Consider the following 17,963-nt stretch of genomic DNA (forward strand, 5'->3'; position numbering starts at 1 on the left):
GTTAGAGACATGGTGTAAGTATAAATTCTTAGGAAGGAAATATTTCTTAGAAGTTGTGGATTTGAAAAGGAATTGCTTACTTCTATTTTACAAAGAATTGTGCAATAAATAAAACAAAATGTATCGGAATCTTTGTGAACAATTATTGTCATCTTAAATATATATAATAAGAAGTATATTGCAATGAGAAATAGAAACATTGACGCTCATTTCTAACAAGATATAATAAAAACGAGATATGTATTGCGACAAAAAAGATAGAGTATAGATTGAAAAAATTTCAGTCTATTATTTTTTACGGCTTTTAGAAAACGTTTACATTTAGTGTGGAGGGGAAACCATGTCTAAGTTCACGAAGTATTTTTTAATGGAAGCTAAAGATGTGATCGCATATGTGCAAGAGAAATTACCTAAGTTCGAACATGCAAAGGGGCTAAAGTGTAAAGAAATAGGTGATGGTAATTTAAATTATGTGTTCCGCGTTTGGGATGAACAGAAGAACATTTCTGTCATTGTAAAGCAAGCTGGGGATACAGCGCGTATTTCAGATGAGTTTAAGTTGTCGACGAATCGAATCCGTATAGAATCAGATGTTTTGCGATTAGAAGGAGAGTTAGCATCTGGACTCGTGCCAAATGTATATTTGTTTGATAGTGTGATGAATTGTTGCGTGATGGAAGATTTATCAGATCACACAATATTGCGTACAGCACTCATAAATCATCAAATGTTTCCGAGGCTTGCTGATGATTTAACTACTTTTATGGTAAATACTCTTCTATTAACATCAGATGTTGTAATGAATCATAAAGAGAAGAAGGAACTCGTGAAGAATTATATAAATCCTGAGTTATGTGAGATTACAGAGGACCTCGTATATTCAGAGCCATTCACAAACCATAATAAACGAAACGAATTGTTTCAATTAAATGAAGGATGGATTAGGGAGCATATTTATAGTGATAAAGAGCTTCGTATGGAAGTAGCAAAACTTAAGTTTTCGTTTATGACGAATGCACAAGCGCTACTTCACGGTGATTTACATACTGGTTCTGTTTTTGTAAAAAGTGATTCTACAAAGGTTATTGATCCTGAATTTGCTTTTTATGGACCTATGGGATATGACGTTGGAAATATAATGGCGAATTTAATGTTTGCATGGGTGAATGCAGATGCAGTGATGCAATCTGGTATTGAGAAAGATACATATATGAACTGGATAGAATCTACCATGATAGATGTAATTGATTTATTTAAGAAGAAGTTTTTAGATGCTTGGGATATTCATGTGACAGAGATTATGGCGAAGGAAGAAGGCTTTAACCGAGTTTATTTACAATCTGTATTAGAGGATACAGCTGCAGTGACGGGTCTTGAGTTAATTCGTCGTATTGTTGGTCTAGCGAAGGTAAAGGATATGACTTGTATTGAAAATGACGCAGCGCGTGCTAGAGCGGAGCGAATTTGTCTTCAAGTAGCGAAGAAGTTTATTTTACAAGCGAATCAATATAAAACAGGTAGCAGCTTTGTAGAAACGTTAAAAAAACAGTCAATGCATAGTGCGAAATAAGGGGAGAAGATGATGGCAGAGCAATTAATACCAATTCAGTGGAAAGATGATGCTTTAGTGTTATTGGATCAAACGGTATTACCGAACGAAGTAGTCTATGAATCTTTTAAAACGGCTGAGGGTGTGTGGGATGCGATTCAAGTAATGAAAGTACGAGGAGCGCCGGCAATAGGTGTTTCAGCAGCCTACGGTGTGTATTTAGGGGTAAATGAAGTTACTAAAAGTTCGGCGGAAGAATTCATATCGGAAGTAAAAAAGGTATGTGCATACTTAGCGACATCAAGACCGACGGCAGTAAATTTATTTTGGGCGCTTGAAAGAATGGAAAGTGTAGCGAAAGAGAATGCTCACTTATCAATTGCGCAGTTGAAAGATAGATTATTAGAAGAAGCAAAAGAGATTCATAGAGAAGATGAAGAAATTAACCGTCAAATTGGAGAACATGCATTAACATTATTTCATGATGGCATGGGGGTATTAACGCATTGTAATGCAGGTGCGTTAGCAACGACTAAGTATGGTACTGCGACAGCTCCAATGTACTTAGCGAAAGAAAAAGGATGGGATTTAAAAATCTATTCCGATGAAACACGCCCTAGATTACAAGGTTCAACGTTAACAGCATTAGAGCTGCAGCGAGCGGGAATTGATGTAACGGTCATTACAGATAACATGGCAGCAATGGTCATGTCACAAGGGAAAATTGATGCAGTAATCGTTGGATGTGATCGTGTAGCAGCAAACGGGGATGTAGCAAATAAAATTGGAACATTAGGTGTTTCAATCTTAGCTAAATATTATAACATTCCATTTTATGTAGCAGCACCAACGCCGACAATTGATTTGAAAACACTGACAGGAAAAGAAATTCCAATTGAAGAAAGGGATGCTTCTGAAGTGATCAATCGTTTCGGACAATACTCTGCTCCGCAAGAAAGTAAAGTATATAATCCGGCATTTGATGTCACGCCACATGAAAATATAACAGCAATTATTACGGAAAAAGGGATTATAAAAGCACCGTTTACGGAGAATTTAAAGAAGCTATTTTAGTAAGTAGATATATATAGTCAGTCATCATAAGCTTCATACTTAGGGGGATGTATATGTTATTACAAAAAGAAAGAGAAGAAATTGTAGCGTACGGAAAGAAAATGATTTCTAGTGGTTTAACAAAGGGGACTGGCGGTAATATTAGTATTTTTAATCGTGAACAAGGACTTGTCGCAATTAGTCCAAGTGGTTTAGAGTATTATGAAACAACGCCTGAGGATGTAGTAATATTGAATTTAGATGGTGAAGTGATAGAGGGCGAGAGAAAACCATCAAGTGAACTAGACATGCACCTTATTTATTATAGAAATCGTGAGGATATAAATGCGCTTGTGCATACACATTCTCCTTATGCGAAGACAATTGCGTCATTAGGATGGGAACTTCCTGCTGTGTCATATTTAATTGCTTTTGCAGGTCCGAATGTTCGCTGTGCACCGTATGAAACATTTGGTACGAAGCAATTAGCAGAGGCTGCTTTTGAAGGAATGATTGATCGTCGTGCAGTTTTACTTGCGAATCATGGTTTAATGGCTGGTGCGAATAATATAAAAATGGCGTTTACTATTGCAGAAGAAATAGAGTTTTGTGCTCAAATTTATTATCAAACGAAAAGTGTTGGAGAACCAAAGTTATTGCCAGAAGACGAGATGGAGAATTTGGCGAAAAAGTTTGAAGGGTATGGGCAGCAGTAGAATGAAATGAAAACACCCTCAAGAAAAAAATCTTGAGGGTGTTTCTCTATGCTCTATGCCTTCTTCAATAACAAATACATAAAGTAAGGAGCACCAATTAAAGCAACGACAATCCCTGCTGGAATACCGCTAGGTTCGACGATATTTCGTCCAATTGTGTCCGCTAGTAGCAATAGCCATCCGCCGATTAAAACGGCGATAGGCATGAAGATTTGATGCCTTGGGCCTACTAAAGATTTCGCGATATGAGGGGCCATCAGCCCGATAAAGCTAATTCCTCCTGTTACGGAAACAGCAGCGGCAGCAAGTGCAACGGCTGCGATTAATAAGTATCTTCGCTCTTTTTCAATTTCAATTCCAACACCGATTGCTACTGGCTCGTTTAATGCTAGTATATTTAATCGATTTGCTTTATAGAAGACAAATGGGATTAATACGATTAGCCAAGGAAGCATTGCTAAAACAAATGTCCAGTCATCTCCCCAAATGTTTCCGGCAATCCATTTGGCGATAAAGTCCACTTTCATACGATCAGCGGATGAAATAAGGACAATCATTATTCCAGATAGTGCAAATGAAAAACCGATGCCGGTTAATGTTAATCGTATTGGCTGAAGGCCGGTGGATTTACTATATGAAAATACGTAAATTAGAACAGCTGTTAGAAACGCACCGATAAATCCAACGACTGGTAGTAGGTAAAGGAATGAACCTACGTCTATCGGGAAGTATAGAAAGAAAACAGAAACTGCAACACCAGCACCAGCGTTAATGCCGAGAATACCAGGTTCAGCTAAATCGTTTCGGGTAATACCTTGTAATACAGCACCTGATAAAGCGAGTGCCATACCAGCTAATAATGTAATGACGATTCTAGGTAGCCTTAAAGAATATAAAACGAATTCTTCTTTAAATGTACCTTGTCCCATAAGTGTTGGGATTAATCTGTCATAGGAGAGAGCGGCAGAACCGAGTCCCATTCCAATTACAATTGTTGTAATGGTAAGTATGAGTAATGCAAGTATGATAAGGCGTTGTTTCTTTAGAATAGATTGCATCATGAGAAAGTTCTTCCTCCTTTACGTACAATAAATAGGAAGAATGGTAATCCTACAATTGCGACGATTGCAGCAACTGGTGTTTCATACGGAGCGTTAATTGTACGTCCGATTGTATCTGCGAGTAGCATAAAGGAAGCACCAGCGATCGCTGACATCGGTATAACAAAACGGTAGTCTGGTCCAACGATTGGACGAACCATATGAGGTATCATTAAGCCGATAAATGCCATGTTTCCGACAAGCGCTACGGAAGCACCTGCAAGCAAGATAATAATGATAAACAAAATTGTTTTAATAACAATAATTTTTTGACCGAGTCCAACAGCAACTTCTTCACTGAAACTAAGGACTGTCAATTTTCTCGCGAGTAAGATAGCGAGAAATATACTTATTGAAATAACCGGAATAATAATTTTTAATTGGCTCCAAGTAGTTCCAATTACTCCCCCAGCCGTCCACATTGATACATCTTGTGAAATTTTAAAGTAAATGCCAACACCTTCTGAGATTGCAAGTAGAAATGCTGAAACAGCAGCACCAGCTAATACAATTCGAAGAGGAGAAAGTCCGCCTTTTTTCACCATGCCAATTCCAAATACCATAATTGCTCCTACCGCAGCCCCGATAAAACAAGCTAATGTTAAGTACAGATAGCTTATGGAAGGGTTGAAAGCAAGTGTTAGTGCAAGTGCAGCATTTGCGCCACCAGTTAAGCCTAGTAATCCAGGATCAGCAAGTGGATTTCGCGTTAATCCTTGCATAATTGCCCCAGAAACGGCAAGTCCAGCTCCGACAAATATGGCAGCAACTTCACGTGGCAAACGTATTTCGCGAATAATAGATATTTTGTCTCCTTTAGCGGAGGAAGTGAGTGCTAACCATACGTCTTTTATAGAAGTATCTGCAGCACCTAATACCATTGCAACCATAAAAATCAGAAAGAATGCAATTATGCTCAAAATTAGTTTGTATGTAAAAGCCATGGAACGTGGATTGTTGTGATCTTTCGTCATTTGTTTCACATCTTTTCTTTTCATAGAATAAAGGAAGAGGAATTCTTAAATTAAGAATTCCTCATGTTTGTATTATTGACCAAGAAAGCTCTTCTTGAAGAAGTCTAGTTGGAAATCTAATGTAAGTGGATCATTGAAATAGAATTCCATCATGTTTGCTTCATATACACGATTATTTTTTACTGCTGGAATGTTTTTATATGATTCTGTCTCTTGGAATGAGTTATCAGTATCTTTGTTTTTACTTACGATTAAGTAATCACCAGCAAACTCAGGTAATACCTCAGTAGATAATGCGTAGTAACCTTCTTTTAATGCTTTTTCTTTTACTTTTTCAGGCATTTTTAATTTCATTTCTTGGTAAAGAATTTCTGTTCCACGACCCCAGTTTTCGCCGTATACGTAAAGCTGTTTGTTGAAGTTTTCAACAACAGAAACTGTTGCATCTTCACCAATCTTCGCTTTAATGTCTTTTCCAGCTGTTTGTGCGCGTTTCTTGAAATCATCAACCCAAGTTTTTGCTTCTTTTTCTTTATTTAATAATTTACCGATTTCTAAGTGTTGTGTTAAGTAATCAACTTTTCCGTAAGTGTATGTTACAGTAGGAGCGATTTTCTTTAACTTATCAACATTTTTAATATTTGATAAACCAATGATTAAATCTGGATTTAATTCTGCAATCTTTTCAACATTCTCATCTGATACTTCAGCAACATTTTTCAGTTTGCTATCGAAACGTGGGTTTTGTTTAGACCATGAATCTACCCCAACAAGATTTACACCTAATGACATTACGTTACCAGCGAATGATGATAGGACAACAACACGTTGTGGATTTGCTGGAACTTCTACTTTACCATTTTCAGATTGGTATGTAATTGTTTCTGATTTACTACCTTTTGCATCGTTCTTTTTGTCTGTAGAGCCATTGCTACAAGCACTCATAACAAGAACGAAAAGAACTGTTAGTGAAATAAATAACTTTTTCATCGTCTTTCTCCTTTAAATAGATGATATGTGTATACAATAAGTTGTTTAACTGTGATTCTGTTGAAAGGTTAGTGGTAATGCAAAATGCTTATTAAAAATCTTGAATATGAGATTTCACAATATAGTATTGACCATATTAATGAAAGAAGATGTAATCCCAAATTTGCTAATTATTAACAAGCTGATAATGATTATCACTATTGATTCTTTAAATAATATAATTTTATATAGGTGTATTGTCAATAGTAATTTTGATTGTAAATTTTGCGGAAACAGGTTATATTTTATTGAGAATGATAATCAATGACTGATAGCTGAGGAGTGGGCACGAATGAATCGAGAAGAATTGTTTGATGTAACTGTGATAGGCGGAGGACCTGCAGGGCTTTATTCAGCTTTTTATAGTGGACTCAGAGAGATGAAAACGAAAATAATAGAATTTCAACCACAGTTAGGTGGAAAAATACATGTTTATCCAGAAAAAATGATTTGGGATATTGGCGGATTGTTACCGGTTACTGGTGAGAAATTAATTGAGCAACTTGTACAACAAGGATTAACATTTCAGCCTGAAGTTGTATTGAATACAAAAATAGAATCAATTATTCGTAATGAAGAGGGTATTTTTACGTTGAAAACAAGCTCTGGGGAAGAACATTTTTCAAAAACAGTGATCGTCGCAACTGGGAGTGGTATATTGAATCCACAAAAGTTATCGATTGAAGGTGCTGAGCGATTCGAAGTATCAAATTTAAATTATACAGTTAAATCTTTAAAGCGTTTCAAAGATAAAACAATCATTATTTCCGGCGGAGGAAATTCTGCCGTTGATTGGGCAAATGAATTAGAACCAATCGCGAAAAAAGTGTATTTAACATATAGAAAAGAAGAATTATCTGGTCATGAAGCACAAGTAAAACAACTAATGAACAGCTCAGCAGAGTGTTTCCTTAATACATCGATTACAAAATTAATTGCTGGTGATAACCATGAAGCGATTGAATATGTGGAATTAACGAATCATGAGACAGGTGAAGTTTCTCATTTACCTATTGATGAAGTTATTATTAATCATGGATATGAACGTGACATTACATTATTAGAAAATAGTGAGTTAGACGTTGCAATTATAGATAATTTTTATATTGCAGGTAATGCAAATAGTGAGTCTTCTGTAGATGGATTATATGCTGCTGGAGATATTTTAAAACATGATGGGAAATTACATTTAATTGCAGGAGCATTCCAAGATGCTGGAAATGCTGTGAATAAAGCGAAACAATTTATTCAACCAGATGCAAGTGAGTACGGAATGGTTTCTTCGCATAATGAAGTATTTAAGAAGAGAAATCAAGAATTGATCAAGCAGATGATGAAATAATAAAGTGAAACTTTAATCAGTGGGGGGCTATCCCCACTGATTATTAGCCCTCACCAAGCGGGATAAAGGAACAAGTATACCCCCATTTACTTCTCTATTCGTATGGATGAGAGAGGTAAATGGGGGTTTTCCTGTTTATTATATCTTTAATCATTATCATGACACCGGTTTCATTAGTTCATGTGACATGAACGCTTTATTTGTAATCTCTCTAGAAAACAATGAATCTAGGATTGGTTTATGCTGTCCCTTTTTCCTGTTCATTAGGAAATGGCATATTTAGTATAGACGCAATGTATTGTTTTCCGTGTTTTCGAGCTAATGATTCTAATATTTGGCGAACGCGTTTTGTAAGATGACCTTGTTTTTTTATAGCCTCACAATATGCGTCATAGAAAACGTATTTAGCCCAAAGGAAATCATCTTGTTGGAATAAGAAATGATTTTTGTACCATTCGCCAATTGTATGATAGCAATTGTTTTCATGTACTGCTGCACTTTGTGAAAGAATACGATCGGATAAAGAATTAGATAGATGAGAAATTGTGTTTTCTGTTTCAACTTGTAATGTTTTTTCTAACATTGTAATGATGTGACGAGTAGCCATATGTTAACTCTCCTTTGTGTAAATGGGTAATACCATTCTATATTTAAAAAAATACTTACTATATTATTATACAATATATGGAATGGTTCTACCTGCTTTTTAAACTGCATTTACAAAATCTTTTTTATTTGTTTACAAAAATAAAGTAAAGTAAGATACAGTATATATGAAAAAATAATAAGGGAATGAACACATTGTATATAACAGTAGAAGAGGCTGCGGAGTATTTGAAATTACCAAAATCGTATGTTGAAGACTTAATTCAGCAAAAGAAAATTCGTGCACTGTTTGATGGAGAGCAATATTTAATAAACAAGGAACAGTTTAATACACATTTAGAACAGATGGAGAAATATAAGCAGTTAGTGGAAGAAATATTAAACGAACCAATTCCAGAAGATATGGATGTTAAAGACGAAGATTAAATTTATAAAAAGCCCCCGTATTAAGATATGCAGAAATGTATCTTAATACGGGTTTTTTTTATATTAAGGGATGAAAAATTCATCCAAAATCCTAGAGTTACTTTAAGGGAAAGAAGATTTTATAGGGATTAATACTATTAGTTAAAAGCATATTTTTTCATAGCGGGGACAAACATAGCGAACATAACCTGTACAGATACATATACTATCAGTGCAAAAGCTTATAAATTAATGGAAGGGGTTTTCTCGTGAGTTTATTTCATTGGGATTTTTTGAAAGATTTAATTGGGTCTTATGTAAGAGTAAATAGAGGTGGACCAGAATCTCAAAAAGGAGCAATAGTATCAGTATGTGCGGACTACTTCGTATTACAGAATGAAAAAGGAGAGTACCATTACTACCAGCTTCGCCATCTGAAAAGCATTACAAAAAATACGAAAGATGGTGGGATAGGTGATTCTGTATGGTCGGAAGAAGACAGTGCAGCAGACTTTGAAACGCTACTTCAAGGCTTCAAATACCGCTGGGTGAAAATTAATCGTGGTGGTCCAGAGAAAATTGAAGGTATTTTACAAGATGTTTCTAGCGATTATGTAACGTTAATTATAAAAGAAGAAGTTGTATTAATTGCACTATCTCATATTAAAAGTGTTAATTATAATGCACCAGTAAGTGGAGAGAGCGATGAGAGTAGCGATGAGAAAAGTAATGAAAACAGCAATAATTCAAGTCGAGCTCGCGCACAAAGACAATCAAGTAGAGGAAGATAATATAGAAAGGAGGATATGAATTTGAAGGATGTAGTATGCTGTGATCAAATCAAAGGTTTAGTCGGTGAGAATGTAAAAGTAAATCTTCGCGGACCGGAAAGTCGAGTAGGTTTACTGTCATTGTTAGGAAAAGATTACCTTACACTACAATTACCTCATGGAGAATTAGTGTATTATCAGCTGAAGCATGTGAAGAGTCTAGTCAGGAAAGTGAAAGAAGCACAAGGAGAATATGGTTCATGTTTCTATGCTGATGAAGATACTTTTTTAGATGTATTAAATGACTTGAAGTATAAATGGATAAAGATTAATCGTGGTGGACCAGAGTGTGTGGAAGGTTTATTAAGTGATATACATGATGGAAGTATTACACTAGTAAACGGTGATGAGGTCATTTATGTAATTAATTCTCATATTAAGAGCGTGAGTCAAATAGTTAAAAACAAAAAGAATGAAGAAGAATAATGTTTAATAAATAAGAGGGGCATTATGATTGAAAGTGAAGAACGATTTCATATTTCGCCGCAATAATTTCGCGGTATATGAAAAGGAATTTCTTACTATTAAAAGACAGAACATTGCCCCTGATTATTTTTTTGAAATGGAAGACAGAAAAGCGCAATTTCATAGAAAGGAGGATATAGATGAATGAGTTAAACAAGAACATTGGGGAAAATATATACGTTAAATTAATCGGTGAAAAAAGGTTTAGAGGTATATTAATTGATGTAGGGAATGATATTGTTGTTCTTTACAATGGACAAGACTATGTATATATATCTTTATACCATATGCAGTATTATAAATTTTTAAGAGAGCATGATGAAGAAATATTAAAGCCAGATGTGGATTCTGTAATTAAGAGGGAATCCCCTTCAATTTCTTTGAGAAAAGTATTAAGCACCTCTAAAGGGATTTTTACAGAAATTTATGTGGCAGGAAATGCTCCAATACACGGTTATGTTACAAGTGTAATGAACGATTATATTGTTTTTTATAGCCCGGTTTATAAAACGGTATATATATCTTTAAAGCATTTGAAATGGTTAATTCCTTATAAAGAGAACCAAGTACCTTATTCCCTCAACAAAAATGAACTCCCCGTAAATCCACTAAATATTACTTTAGCTAGAACATTTGAAGAACAGCTTATTAAAATGGCTGGGAAAATTATGGTTTTTGATTTAGGTGAGGAATATAACAAAATCGGAAAGATGGCGAAAATTGATGAAGGACATATTGAAATATTAAAAGCACGTGACGCAAAAATGTATGTGAATATTCAACATGTGAAATCTGTCCATTGTCCGTAGGCTAGTTTAAAGGGCTGGCTTTTTCTTTTATATATGCGGAAGAAAAGGTCGAGCCTATTTTTTTACCGTTATTTGGATATGAGGGGGGAAGTGAATTGAATATATAAGTATGTTACTGTTTTTACTTATAAAGAGGTAACCTTGTACTACATTATAAAAAAGATGTACGAGCTACTTTTTGTTGTATTCAATTCACTTTTTGAGTAAGTGCTGCTCAACTAATTTATTAAAGGGGTTTTATTTGTGGAGCAGTTTCCAAATTCGTTTTCGATTACGTTGCTTGGCAGTGCTGGTGGAGCAGCAAAAGCAGTGTTAGCAATTTTGAATCAAGCGGTAGTAAATGAAAAAGATCCAATTTATGAAGTGATAAAGAATGTAGATTTCCATTTGGTGGATATAAAACAAAAAGATAAAAGTTATTATGATGAGTTGTTTCCAAATTTGAAAGAGCAATTTTTTTTATATGAAATAAACCTTCAAGATGTGGTCAAATTTAAACAACATTTAAAAGAAAAAAGAACGAAGGTTGTTATTGATGTTTCAGGGGCGGATACGATTAGGGTACTGAGTTGTTGTAATGAACTTGGCATTTGTTACATTAATTCGGCTTTGGAAAATGAGGCAGTAGATCAGGACAATAGTTTACTCGGTTTTCAGCTTACGGAAAGGTATACGAGGTTTGGGAAGGAGAAAGCGACATTTACAAATACAAGAGCGATTATAGGCTCAGGTATGAATCCTGGTGTTGTTCAATGGATGGTTGTTGAGCTTATGAAAGAACGCCCAAATGAAAAGCCACGAGCATGCTATATTGTAGAACATGATACGTCATTTTTGAATGATACGGCACTTATAAAGCCACATACACTTTATGCTTCATGGGCAGTAGAGCGATTTCTAGATGAAGCGATATGGAGTTATCCGATGTATATGAGTCATCATCGTCCTCTTTATTTTTATGAGGATGTATATGCTTCAGAGTACAAAGTAAAGCTAGGAGAAAAAGAGTTTTATGGTTGTTTAATGCCACATGAGGAAGTTTTAATTTTAGGGAAAAACTTCAACATGGAAGTTGGTTTTCTTTATCGAATTAATGAGTATACAACAGATTTAATTAGACAGAACTTAGATAATGTAGAAGATTTATGGAACTGGAATCGTAAAGTATTCAATCCAGCGGAAGAAGAGATTGCAGGAGAAGATCTAGTCGGTGTGTTACTCGTTTATGAAAATAACGAGACATACATGTATAATGTAATGAATAGTAGCCAAGTTTTTCAAAAATATAAAACAAATGCGACATACTTCCAAGTAGGGTGTGGAATTTATGCAGGCTTGTGTAGTTTATTGTTAGATACTTTTGGACAAGGCGCCTATTATGTTGAAGAATTATTATTAAATACTGAAAGTAAGTATGGGGAATATTTAAATTTATATATGAAGGATATTGTAGTAGGACATAATAATTTTACAGATGGATTGCTACACGATAGGGTAAGGTGGATATAAATTGTGATTGAAAAGGAAGGAGCTGTATCTCCTTCCTTTTAGTATTAGAAGGTTATATATTGCTCTGAAAGCAATTTCATACGTATAATTTAAGGGGATAACATGTGAAATGTTATTTTTGTATTGATCAAGAGGAGTTTTTATATGAACAAATACAAGAGCTTGATTTATGAAGAAAGAGAAGCTTTAAAAGTATTTATATTATTATTCTATATCATATTCTTTTTATATGACGTTATCTATTACTTTGTTTATCCTGCTATGAATATTAACGAAGCAAGGATAGGGTGGCCAGAAGGTGGTATGGGAATAGGCGTACATATATTAGTAATATCTTTGTTTCCTATTTCAATATATCTTCGAAAACAAGGTTATGTATATTTTGTGAAATACTTATTTTTAATTGGGTACATGCTTATTGATCTTATTAATAACTTAATGATTTATTTACACAGTGATCGTGTTTTTGAAAATGGGAATATGGTTGAAATATTTTTAATTTTATTTGCACCGATTTTCGTGAACAGAAAATATTTTTATTTCGTTTCCTGTAGTGTAATTGGAAAATATGTATTTTTCACTTCGATATTACAAGATGTAAAAGTTGTGATTCCGCTTGTATTATGTGTATTCTTTTTCATCATTTCGCATTCTTTATTAAAGAGATTTCAATCTTATGTAAGGACAGTTGTTGAGATGATGAACAGTATGAAAGAGACTGAAAACTTAGCTGTTATTGGGACTATGTCTACAACAATCGCTCATGAAATTCGAAATCCATTAACAGCTTTAAAAGGATTTACACAAATTCAAAAAGAAAGAAATCCTGAAGATACGATGAGCTATGAGATTATGCTGCAAGAAATTGAGAGAATTAATGGGTTTGTTAGTGAATTGATGTTATTAGGAAAACCGAAACCAACAAATTATGAGTGGTGTAATATACGGGAAATCCTTTTATATGTTGTACAGTTAATGGAAAGCTATGCGACTCAATATAAAGTGAAATTTCATTTGCAAGTAGATGGAAATTTACCTGTTATAAATGGTGATGACAAGCAATTAAAACAAGTGTTGTTAAACATCATCAAAAATGGAATTGAATCGATGCCAGAAGGTGGAGATATTCAGATTCATGCATATGAAAAAGCTGGAGAGAACTTGTGTATTTCTGTGGAAGATCAAGGTTTTGGGATAGAAAATGAGAAAATAGAAAAGATCGGAAAAGCTTTTTATACAACAAAAGAGAATGGTACAGGTCTTGGATTAATGATTACATATAAAATTATTGAAGAACATCAAGGGAGTATCGCAATTCAAAGTAGTATGGGGGTAGGAACGAAAGTGGAAATTTATTTACCAACAGTGTAGTGCAATAGACGAAATTACTTTTCAGAAAAGTGTTCTTGTTGTGTAAATATAAACATTTTATAAAATATTTCAAGAAGGGTTTTTTTTATAAAACACTTCGTTTATAATGGAGGAAAATATCGACATAGAGCTTGTAGCTCGTGTAACGGTTCGGTAGTGTTATGAAAAGAAAAGAAAAGAAGGGGTGCACGCGCATCCTTTTTTCTATGCAGATATGATGGAAGGGGTGGTATGATGGAATTAACATTAAATTCGACTGTATGTTTACACACGATTCAATTTCGAAAAGAGCAAAAGAACTATATTGTAAAAGATACGATTACAGGAGAGACATATGAAATGCCGCCACTTTGGATTGATGCACTGGCGATGATGCGTGACGGTTTTTTATTGGGAGAAATTGAGGAGAAATTAAAAGAAGAGTATCCAGCAGAAGAAGTAAATATGCTAGCATTCACGAGGCAGCTGTTAGAGCTAGAACTTGTCGGAATGGTAGATGGAGAAGAGATAGCTTGTACAAAGAAGAAAGATAAAGATTATTTAGCTTGGGTACGCCCAAGGGTGGAACAATTTTTCCTTAATTTAAATAAAAAATATAGAAGCAAAGGTCAGTGATGATCTTTGCTTTTTTAGTGCAATACAAAATAGGTATTCACCCAAATAAAGGTTCTCGCATATTGTAGCTTATGTAAGTAGAATGCTGCGAAGGGGTGGGTGCAGTGACAGGGAATGTATTGAACTATTTTGCTGGTGGAAATACAGCTAGAGGATTTTATAGCTTGTATGAAGAGAGTTTAAAAGGGCTAGATAGGTTATTTATTTTAAAAGGCGGTCCAGGAACAGGGAAGTCTTCTTTAATAAAAGCAATTGGGCGTGAATGGACTGGAAAAGGATATGATATTGAATTTTTACATTGTTCTTCTGATAATAAGTCAGTTGACGGTGTAATTATTCCAAAGCTAAATGTAGGAATTGTCGATGGGACATCACCACACGTTATAGAGCCGAAAATGCCTGGAGTTGTAGAAGAGTATATAAATTTAGGCGTTGCTTGGGACTCAGATAAATTAAGAAAGCAAAAATTAGAGATTGAACGATTTGTTTCAGAAGCAAGTAAAGCCTTTCAAGCAGCTTACGAGTGTTTTAAAGAGGCTCTAGTTATACATGATGAGTGGGAGAAAATATATATTAATAACATTGATTTTAATAAAGCAAACGAATTAACAAATCAGCTTATACAGAAATTGTTTGCAGATAAAGGCGGGAAGAAATCAATTGTGAAACATCGTTTCTTAGGGGCTGCTACACCGAAGGGAGCAGTTGATTTCGTTCCTAATTTGACAGAAGGGCTTCCGCATCGCTATTTTATAAAAGGTCGCCCAGGTTCTGGAAAATCAACGATGCTTAAAAAATTAGCTAAGGCAGCAGAAGAAAAAGGTTTTGAAGTAGAAGTGTATCATTGTGGATTTGATCCAAATAGTCTCGATATGATTATTGTAAGGGAATTAGGATTTGCAATTTTTGATAGCACAGCACCGCATGAATACTTCCCAAGCCGTGAGGGGGATGAGATTATCGATATGTATGATCTCATTGTTGCACCAGGAACAGATGAGAAGTATGCTACGGAAATTCGCGACGTTTCAATTCAGTATAAAACAAAAATGAATGAGGCGATGTCTTTCTTAGCAAAGGCAAAATCAGTTCGTGATAAATTAGAACGAATTTATATCGCCGCTATGGATTTTTCAAAAGTCGATGCATATAAAGAAGAAATCCAAAAAGAGATTGAACGAATTGCAGTTACTGTAATTGAAAAGAAAAAATAGGTATTTTGTTAGGCTGTCGGGAATTTTCTGACAGCTATTTTAGTATGTAGTAAAATTAGTCTTATATTTGTCGAATTTCCAGGGAAATGATCAAAAAATGGGGAGGGTATGAAATGAGAGAGAAAATTGAGTTGGAACTAGAAAGAATTGAAAAAGAGAATGATGTGAAAATTTTATTTGCTGTAGAATCAGGGAGCAGGGCGTGGGGATTTCCATCGAAAGATAGTGATTATGATGTTAGGTTTGTTTATATACGTCCTGTAGAATGGTATTTATCAATTCATGATAAACGTGATGTAATCGAGTATCCAATTAGTGATGATTTAGATATAAGTGGCTGGGATATTAAAAAGGCATTGCAACTATTTGCAAAGTCAAATCCGGCTTTACTTGAGTGGATTCGATCACCAATTTTTTATTCGAAAAACTCTAATTTTCCAGAACAGCTTCAGCAAATGAGCGAAAAGAATTTTGATCCAAAAGCAACGATATATCATTACTTACATATGGCTTCAAAAAATTATCGTGAATTTTTGCAAGGTGAGAATGTAAAACTGAAAAAGTATTTTTATGTATTACGTCCTATTTTAGCTTGTAAATGGTTAGAGGAGAAATCGACTTTGCCTCCTGTAGAATTTGATAGATTGATTACAGAATTGTCATTAGAACGTAGTGTATTAGATGAAATTGAAAAGTTGTTAATAAAGAAAAAAGTAGGTACTGAATTGGATATTGGATTGAAAATTGAGGTACTAAATCAATTTTTAGAAGAACAAATTGATTACTACCAGCAATACGTAAAAGGGATTGAAAAGGGATTAGGGATTGATATTGAGAGTTTGAATACATTATTTAGAAACATGTTGTTTGAAGTATATAAAAAAGAGCACAAGTGAGTTTGTGCTCTTTTTTATCCCGCTATTTGTGGGAGCCGCCGTAAACGCCTGATTGGTGAGGGCTAATAATCAGTGGGGATGAACAAAACCCTCACTGATTAAAGTTTCACTTTATTTTGTAGGAATAAAGAAAACAGATATAGCCGCGATAAGACCTGCAAAGGAGAATAAGTAAAAATTCCAAGCTAAGTCATATTGCATTGTCATAATAATACCGACAAGAATAGGGCCAGCAATTGCACCAACTCGGCCAAGCCCAAGTCCCCATCCTAAAGAGGTAGCTCGGATATGTGATGGGAAGTATTGTGTTACATAAGCATTTAATATTTGAGTAATACCGACTGATCCAATTCCAGCAAGACCAATTAAAAGATAAATGATTGTAACAGATGGTTTGATTGTTAATAGTCCGATGCATATGGCTGCCATAAGATAGGAGATGCTAATAACAATTTTTGCTCCTATACGATCGGCAATTGCTCCAGCAAATAATGCACCGATAGCTGCAGTAATGTTTAGTATAAGTAGAAATGATAAACTAGATCCAAGTGGATATCCTGCTTGGCGCATCATCTGTGGTAGCCAAGTGTTTAAACCGTATATCAAAAACATTCCCATTATATAAGTGGTCCAGAAAAGTAGAGTTGCTTTCATGTATTCTTTTGAGAATAATGTAAGGAATCCGTGTTTCTTTTGTATATTAGATGATGTTTGAGAAATTTCTTTTCTTACATGTAATTCGATTTGAAAACGATCACAAATTTGTTTCGCTTCTTCTTGACGATTACGTGATAGCAAAAATTGAATGGACTCAGGTAAATAACGAATAATGAAAGGAATGAGAAGTAGCGGAATCATTCCGATGCCAAACATAATTCTCCATCCGAAACCTTCTAACATAAACATGGACAAAATGGCGCCTAGTACGATACCTAAAGGATAGCCGGTAAACATAAGTGCATAAATAAAAGATTGTCGCTTTTGGGGTGAATACTCAACAGTAAGTGCCGAAGCTGTTGGGATAACACCACCTAATCCAATTCCTCCGATAAATCGAGATAGTCCGAATAATTCCGGGGAAGGAGCCATTGCAGCTAAGCCCATTGTAATAGAAAAAAGGGCTAGACAGCATATGAGTGTCCATTTTCGTCCAATTAGATCTGTAATGGTTCCAACTAGAATAGCACCAATAAACATCCCAAATAAAGCATAGCTGGCAATTGTTCCAGCGTGAGCTGGTGATAGTGCCCAGCTTTTGTCTTCTAGGAGCTTTGGCAGAACGGCGCCGTAAATACCTAAATCATATCCGTCAGCTAGAATGGCTAGCCAACAAATAAAAACAACAAGTTTTGTAATAGAACTTGAAAAGATAGTTTCTGTAGATTCTAGATGAGGTGGAGCAGAAGGTTGCATAGTATTCACCTCTTTTTTGTAAATTAATATATTATTTTGTTAAATGTTAATTTTTCCCTTCTTTTGT

18 protein-coding genes are annotated in these 17,963 nt (G+C 34.8%); 13 read left to right on the top strand and 5 right to left on the bottom strand.

Annotated features, from left to right (window positions below; all coding sequences use genetic code 11):
• The first annotated feature begins 340 nt into the window (after positions 1–340).
• The 3 genes from mtnK to BWGOE10_RS01800 are packed head-to-tail and all read left to right on the top strand — an operon-like array spanning position 341 to position 3,318.
• Positions 341–1,570: an S-methyl-5-thioribose kinase gene (gene mtnK / locus BWGOE10_RS01790; RefSeq protein WP_070140686.1), complete on the top strand. Its 1,230-nt coding sequence runs from the start codon at positions 341–343 to the stop codon at positions 1,568–1,570.
• A 12-nt stretch (positions 1,571–1,582) separates the two neighbouring features.
• Entirely contained in the window at positions 1,583–2,623 is a 1,041-nt protein-coding gene (gene mtnA / locus BWGOE10_RS01795) for an S-methyl-5-thioribose-1-phosphate isomerase (protein WP_070140687.1), read from the top strand.
• 53 nt (positions 2,624–2,676) lie between these two features.
• Positions 2,677–3,318 carry an L-fuculose-phosphate aldolase gene (locus BWGOE10_RS01800; protein ID WP_070140688.1) on the top strand — a complete coding sequence of 214 codons (642 nt, stop codon included), beginning with the start codon at positions 2,677–2,679 and terminating at the stop codon, positions 3,316–3,318.
• Positions 3,319–3,371: 53 nt separating this feature from the next.
• Here BWGOE10_RS01800 and BWGOE10_RS01805 read toward each other — a convergent pair whose 3' ends face one another.
• Genes BWGOE10_RS01805 through BWGOE10_RS01815 form a run of 3 tightly spaced genes read right to left on the bottom strand, consistent with a single transcriptional unit; the run spans position 3,372 to position 6,382 of the window.
• Positions 3,372–4,379: a FecCD family ABC transporter permease gene (locus BWGOE10_RS01805; protein ID WP_070140689.1), complete on the bottom strand. Its 1,008-nt coding sequence runs from the start codon at positions 4,377–4,379 to the stop codon at positions 3,372–3,374.
• Positions 4,376–5,416: a FecCD family ABC transporter permease gene (locus BWGOE10_RS01810; RefSeq protein ID WP_070140690.1), complete on the bottom strand. Its 1,041-nt coding sequence runs from the start codon at positions 5,414–5,416 to the stop codon at positions 4,376–4,378. Before BWGOE10_RS01810 ends, BWGOE10_RS01805 begins: the two co-directional genes overlap by 4 nt.
• A 48-nt stretch (positions 5,417–5,464) precedes the next feature.
• Positions 5,465–6,382: an iron-hydroxamate ABC transporter substrate-binding protein gene (locus BWGOE10_RS01815; RefSeq protein WP_070140691.1), complete on the bottom strand. Its 918-nt coding sequence runs from the start codon at positions 6,380–6,382 to the stop codon at positions 5,465–5,467.
• A gap of 331 nt (positions 6,383–6,713) precedes the next feature.
• Between BWGOE10_RS01815 and BWGOE10_RS01820 the strand changes: the two genes are divergently transcribed.
• Entirely contained in the window at positions 6,714–7,763 is a 1,050-nt protein-coding gene (locus BWGOE10_RS01820; RefSeq protein WP_070140692.1) for an NAD(P)/FAD-dependent oxidoreductase, read from the top strand.
• A gap of 238 nt (positions 7,764–8,001) precedes the next feature.
• Here BWGOE10_RS01820 and BWGOE10_RS01825 read toward each other — a convergent pair whose 3' ends face one another.
• Positions 8,002–8,370, bottom strand: a complete 369-nt coding sequence (locus tag BWGOE10_RS01825; RefSeq protein ID WP_070140693.1) for a hypothetical protein — start codon at positions 8,368–8,370, stop codon at positions 8,002–8,004.
• Between the two features lie 185 nt (positions 8,371–8,555).
• Here BWGOE10_RS01825 and BWGOE10_RS01830 point away from each other — a divergent pair, with 185 nt between their 5' ends.
• The 9 genes from BWGOE10_RS01830 (at position 8,556) to BWGOE10_RS01870 (ending at position 16,483) form a co-directional block, all read left to right on the top strand.
• Positions 8,556–8,795 carry a helix-turn-helix domain-containing protein gene (locus BWGOE10_RS01830; RefSeq protein WP_098786541.1) on the top strand — a complete coding sequence of 80 codons (240 nt, stop codon included), beginning with the start codon at positions 8,556–8,558 and terminating at the stop codon, positions 8,793–8,795.
• Positions 8,796–9,043: 248 nt separating this feature from the next.
• Complete coding sequence (locus BWGOE10_RS01835) at positions 9,044–9,565, top strand: spore coat protein (RefSeq protein WP_070140695.1); 522 nt, start codon at positions 9,044–9,046, stop codon at positions 9,563–9,565.
• Positions 9,566–9,586: 21 nt separating this feature from the next.
• Entirely contained in the window at positions 9,587–10,030 is a 444-nt protein-coding gene (locus BWGOE10_RS01840) for a spore coat protein (protein ID WP_070140696.1), read from the top strand.
• 179 nt (positions 10,031–10,209) lie between these two features.
• Positions 10,210–10,878: a DUF2642 domain-containing protein gene (locus BWGOE10_RS01845; protein ID WP_070140697.1), complete on the top strand. Its 669-nt coding sequence runs from the start codon at positions 10,210–10,212 to the stop codon at positions 10,876–10,878.
• 243 nt (positions 10,879–11,121) lie between these two features.
• Positions 11,122–12,387: an S-adenosylmethionine decarboxylase related protein gene (locus tag BWGOE10_RS01850; RefSeq protein ID WP_070140698.1), complete on the top strand. Its 1,266-nt coding sequence runs from the start codon at positions 11,122–11,124 to the stop codon at positions 12,385–12,387.
• A 144-nt stretch (positions 12,388–12,531) separates the two neighbouring features.
• Positions 12,532–13,758, top strand: coding sequence for an ATP-binding protein (locus BWGOE10_RS01855; RefSeq protein WP_070140699.1), 1,227 nt, complete (start codon positions 12,532–12,534; stop codon positions 13,756–13,758).
• 234 nt (positions 13,759–13,992) lie between these two features.
• Positions 13,993–14,373: a hypothetical protein gene (locus BWGOE10_RS01860; protein ID WP_070140700.1), complete on the top strand. Its 381-nt coding sequence runs from the start codon at positions 13,993–13,995 to the stop codon at positions 14,371–14,373.
• Positions 14,374–14,477: 104 nt separating this feature from the next.
• On the top strand, positions 14,478–15,587 hold the full coding sequence (locus tag BWGOE10_RS01865) for a PRK06851 family protein (RefSeq protein ID WP_070140701.1): 1,110 nt from the start codon (positions 14,478–14,480) through the stop codon (positions 15,585–15,587).
• Between the two features lie 113 nt (positions 15,588–15,700).
• Entirely contained in the window at positions 15,701–16,483 is a 783-nt protein-coding gene (locus tag BWGOE10_RS01870; RefSeq protein ID WP_070140702.1) for a nucleotidyltransferase domain-containing protein, read from the top strand.
• A 111-nt stretch (positions 16,484–16,594) separates the two neighbouring features.
• Here the strand turns inward: BWGOE10_RS01870 and BWGOE10_RS01875 are convergent, their stop codons facing one another.
• A complete protein-coding gene (locus BWGOE10_RS01875) occupies positions 16,595–17,896 on the bottom strand; it encodes an MFS transporter (RefSeq protein WP_002151590.1) in 1,302 nt (433 codons plus the stop codon).
• Positions 17,897–17,963 lie beyond the last annotated feature (67 nt).

Origin of the sequence: Bacillus mycoides (assembly GCF_001757995.1) — a bacterium.
Lineage (GTDB): Bacteria > Bacillota > Bacilli > Bacillales > Bacillaceae_G > Bacillus_A > Bacillus_A mycoides_B.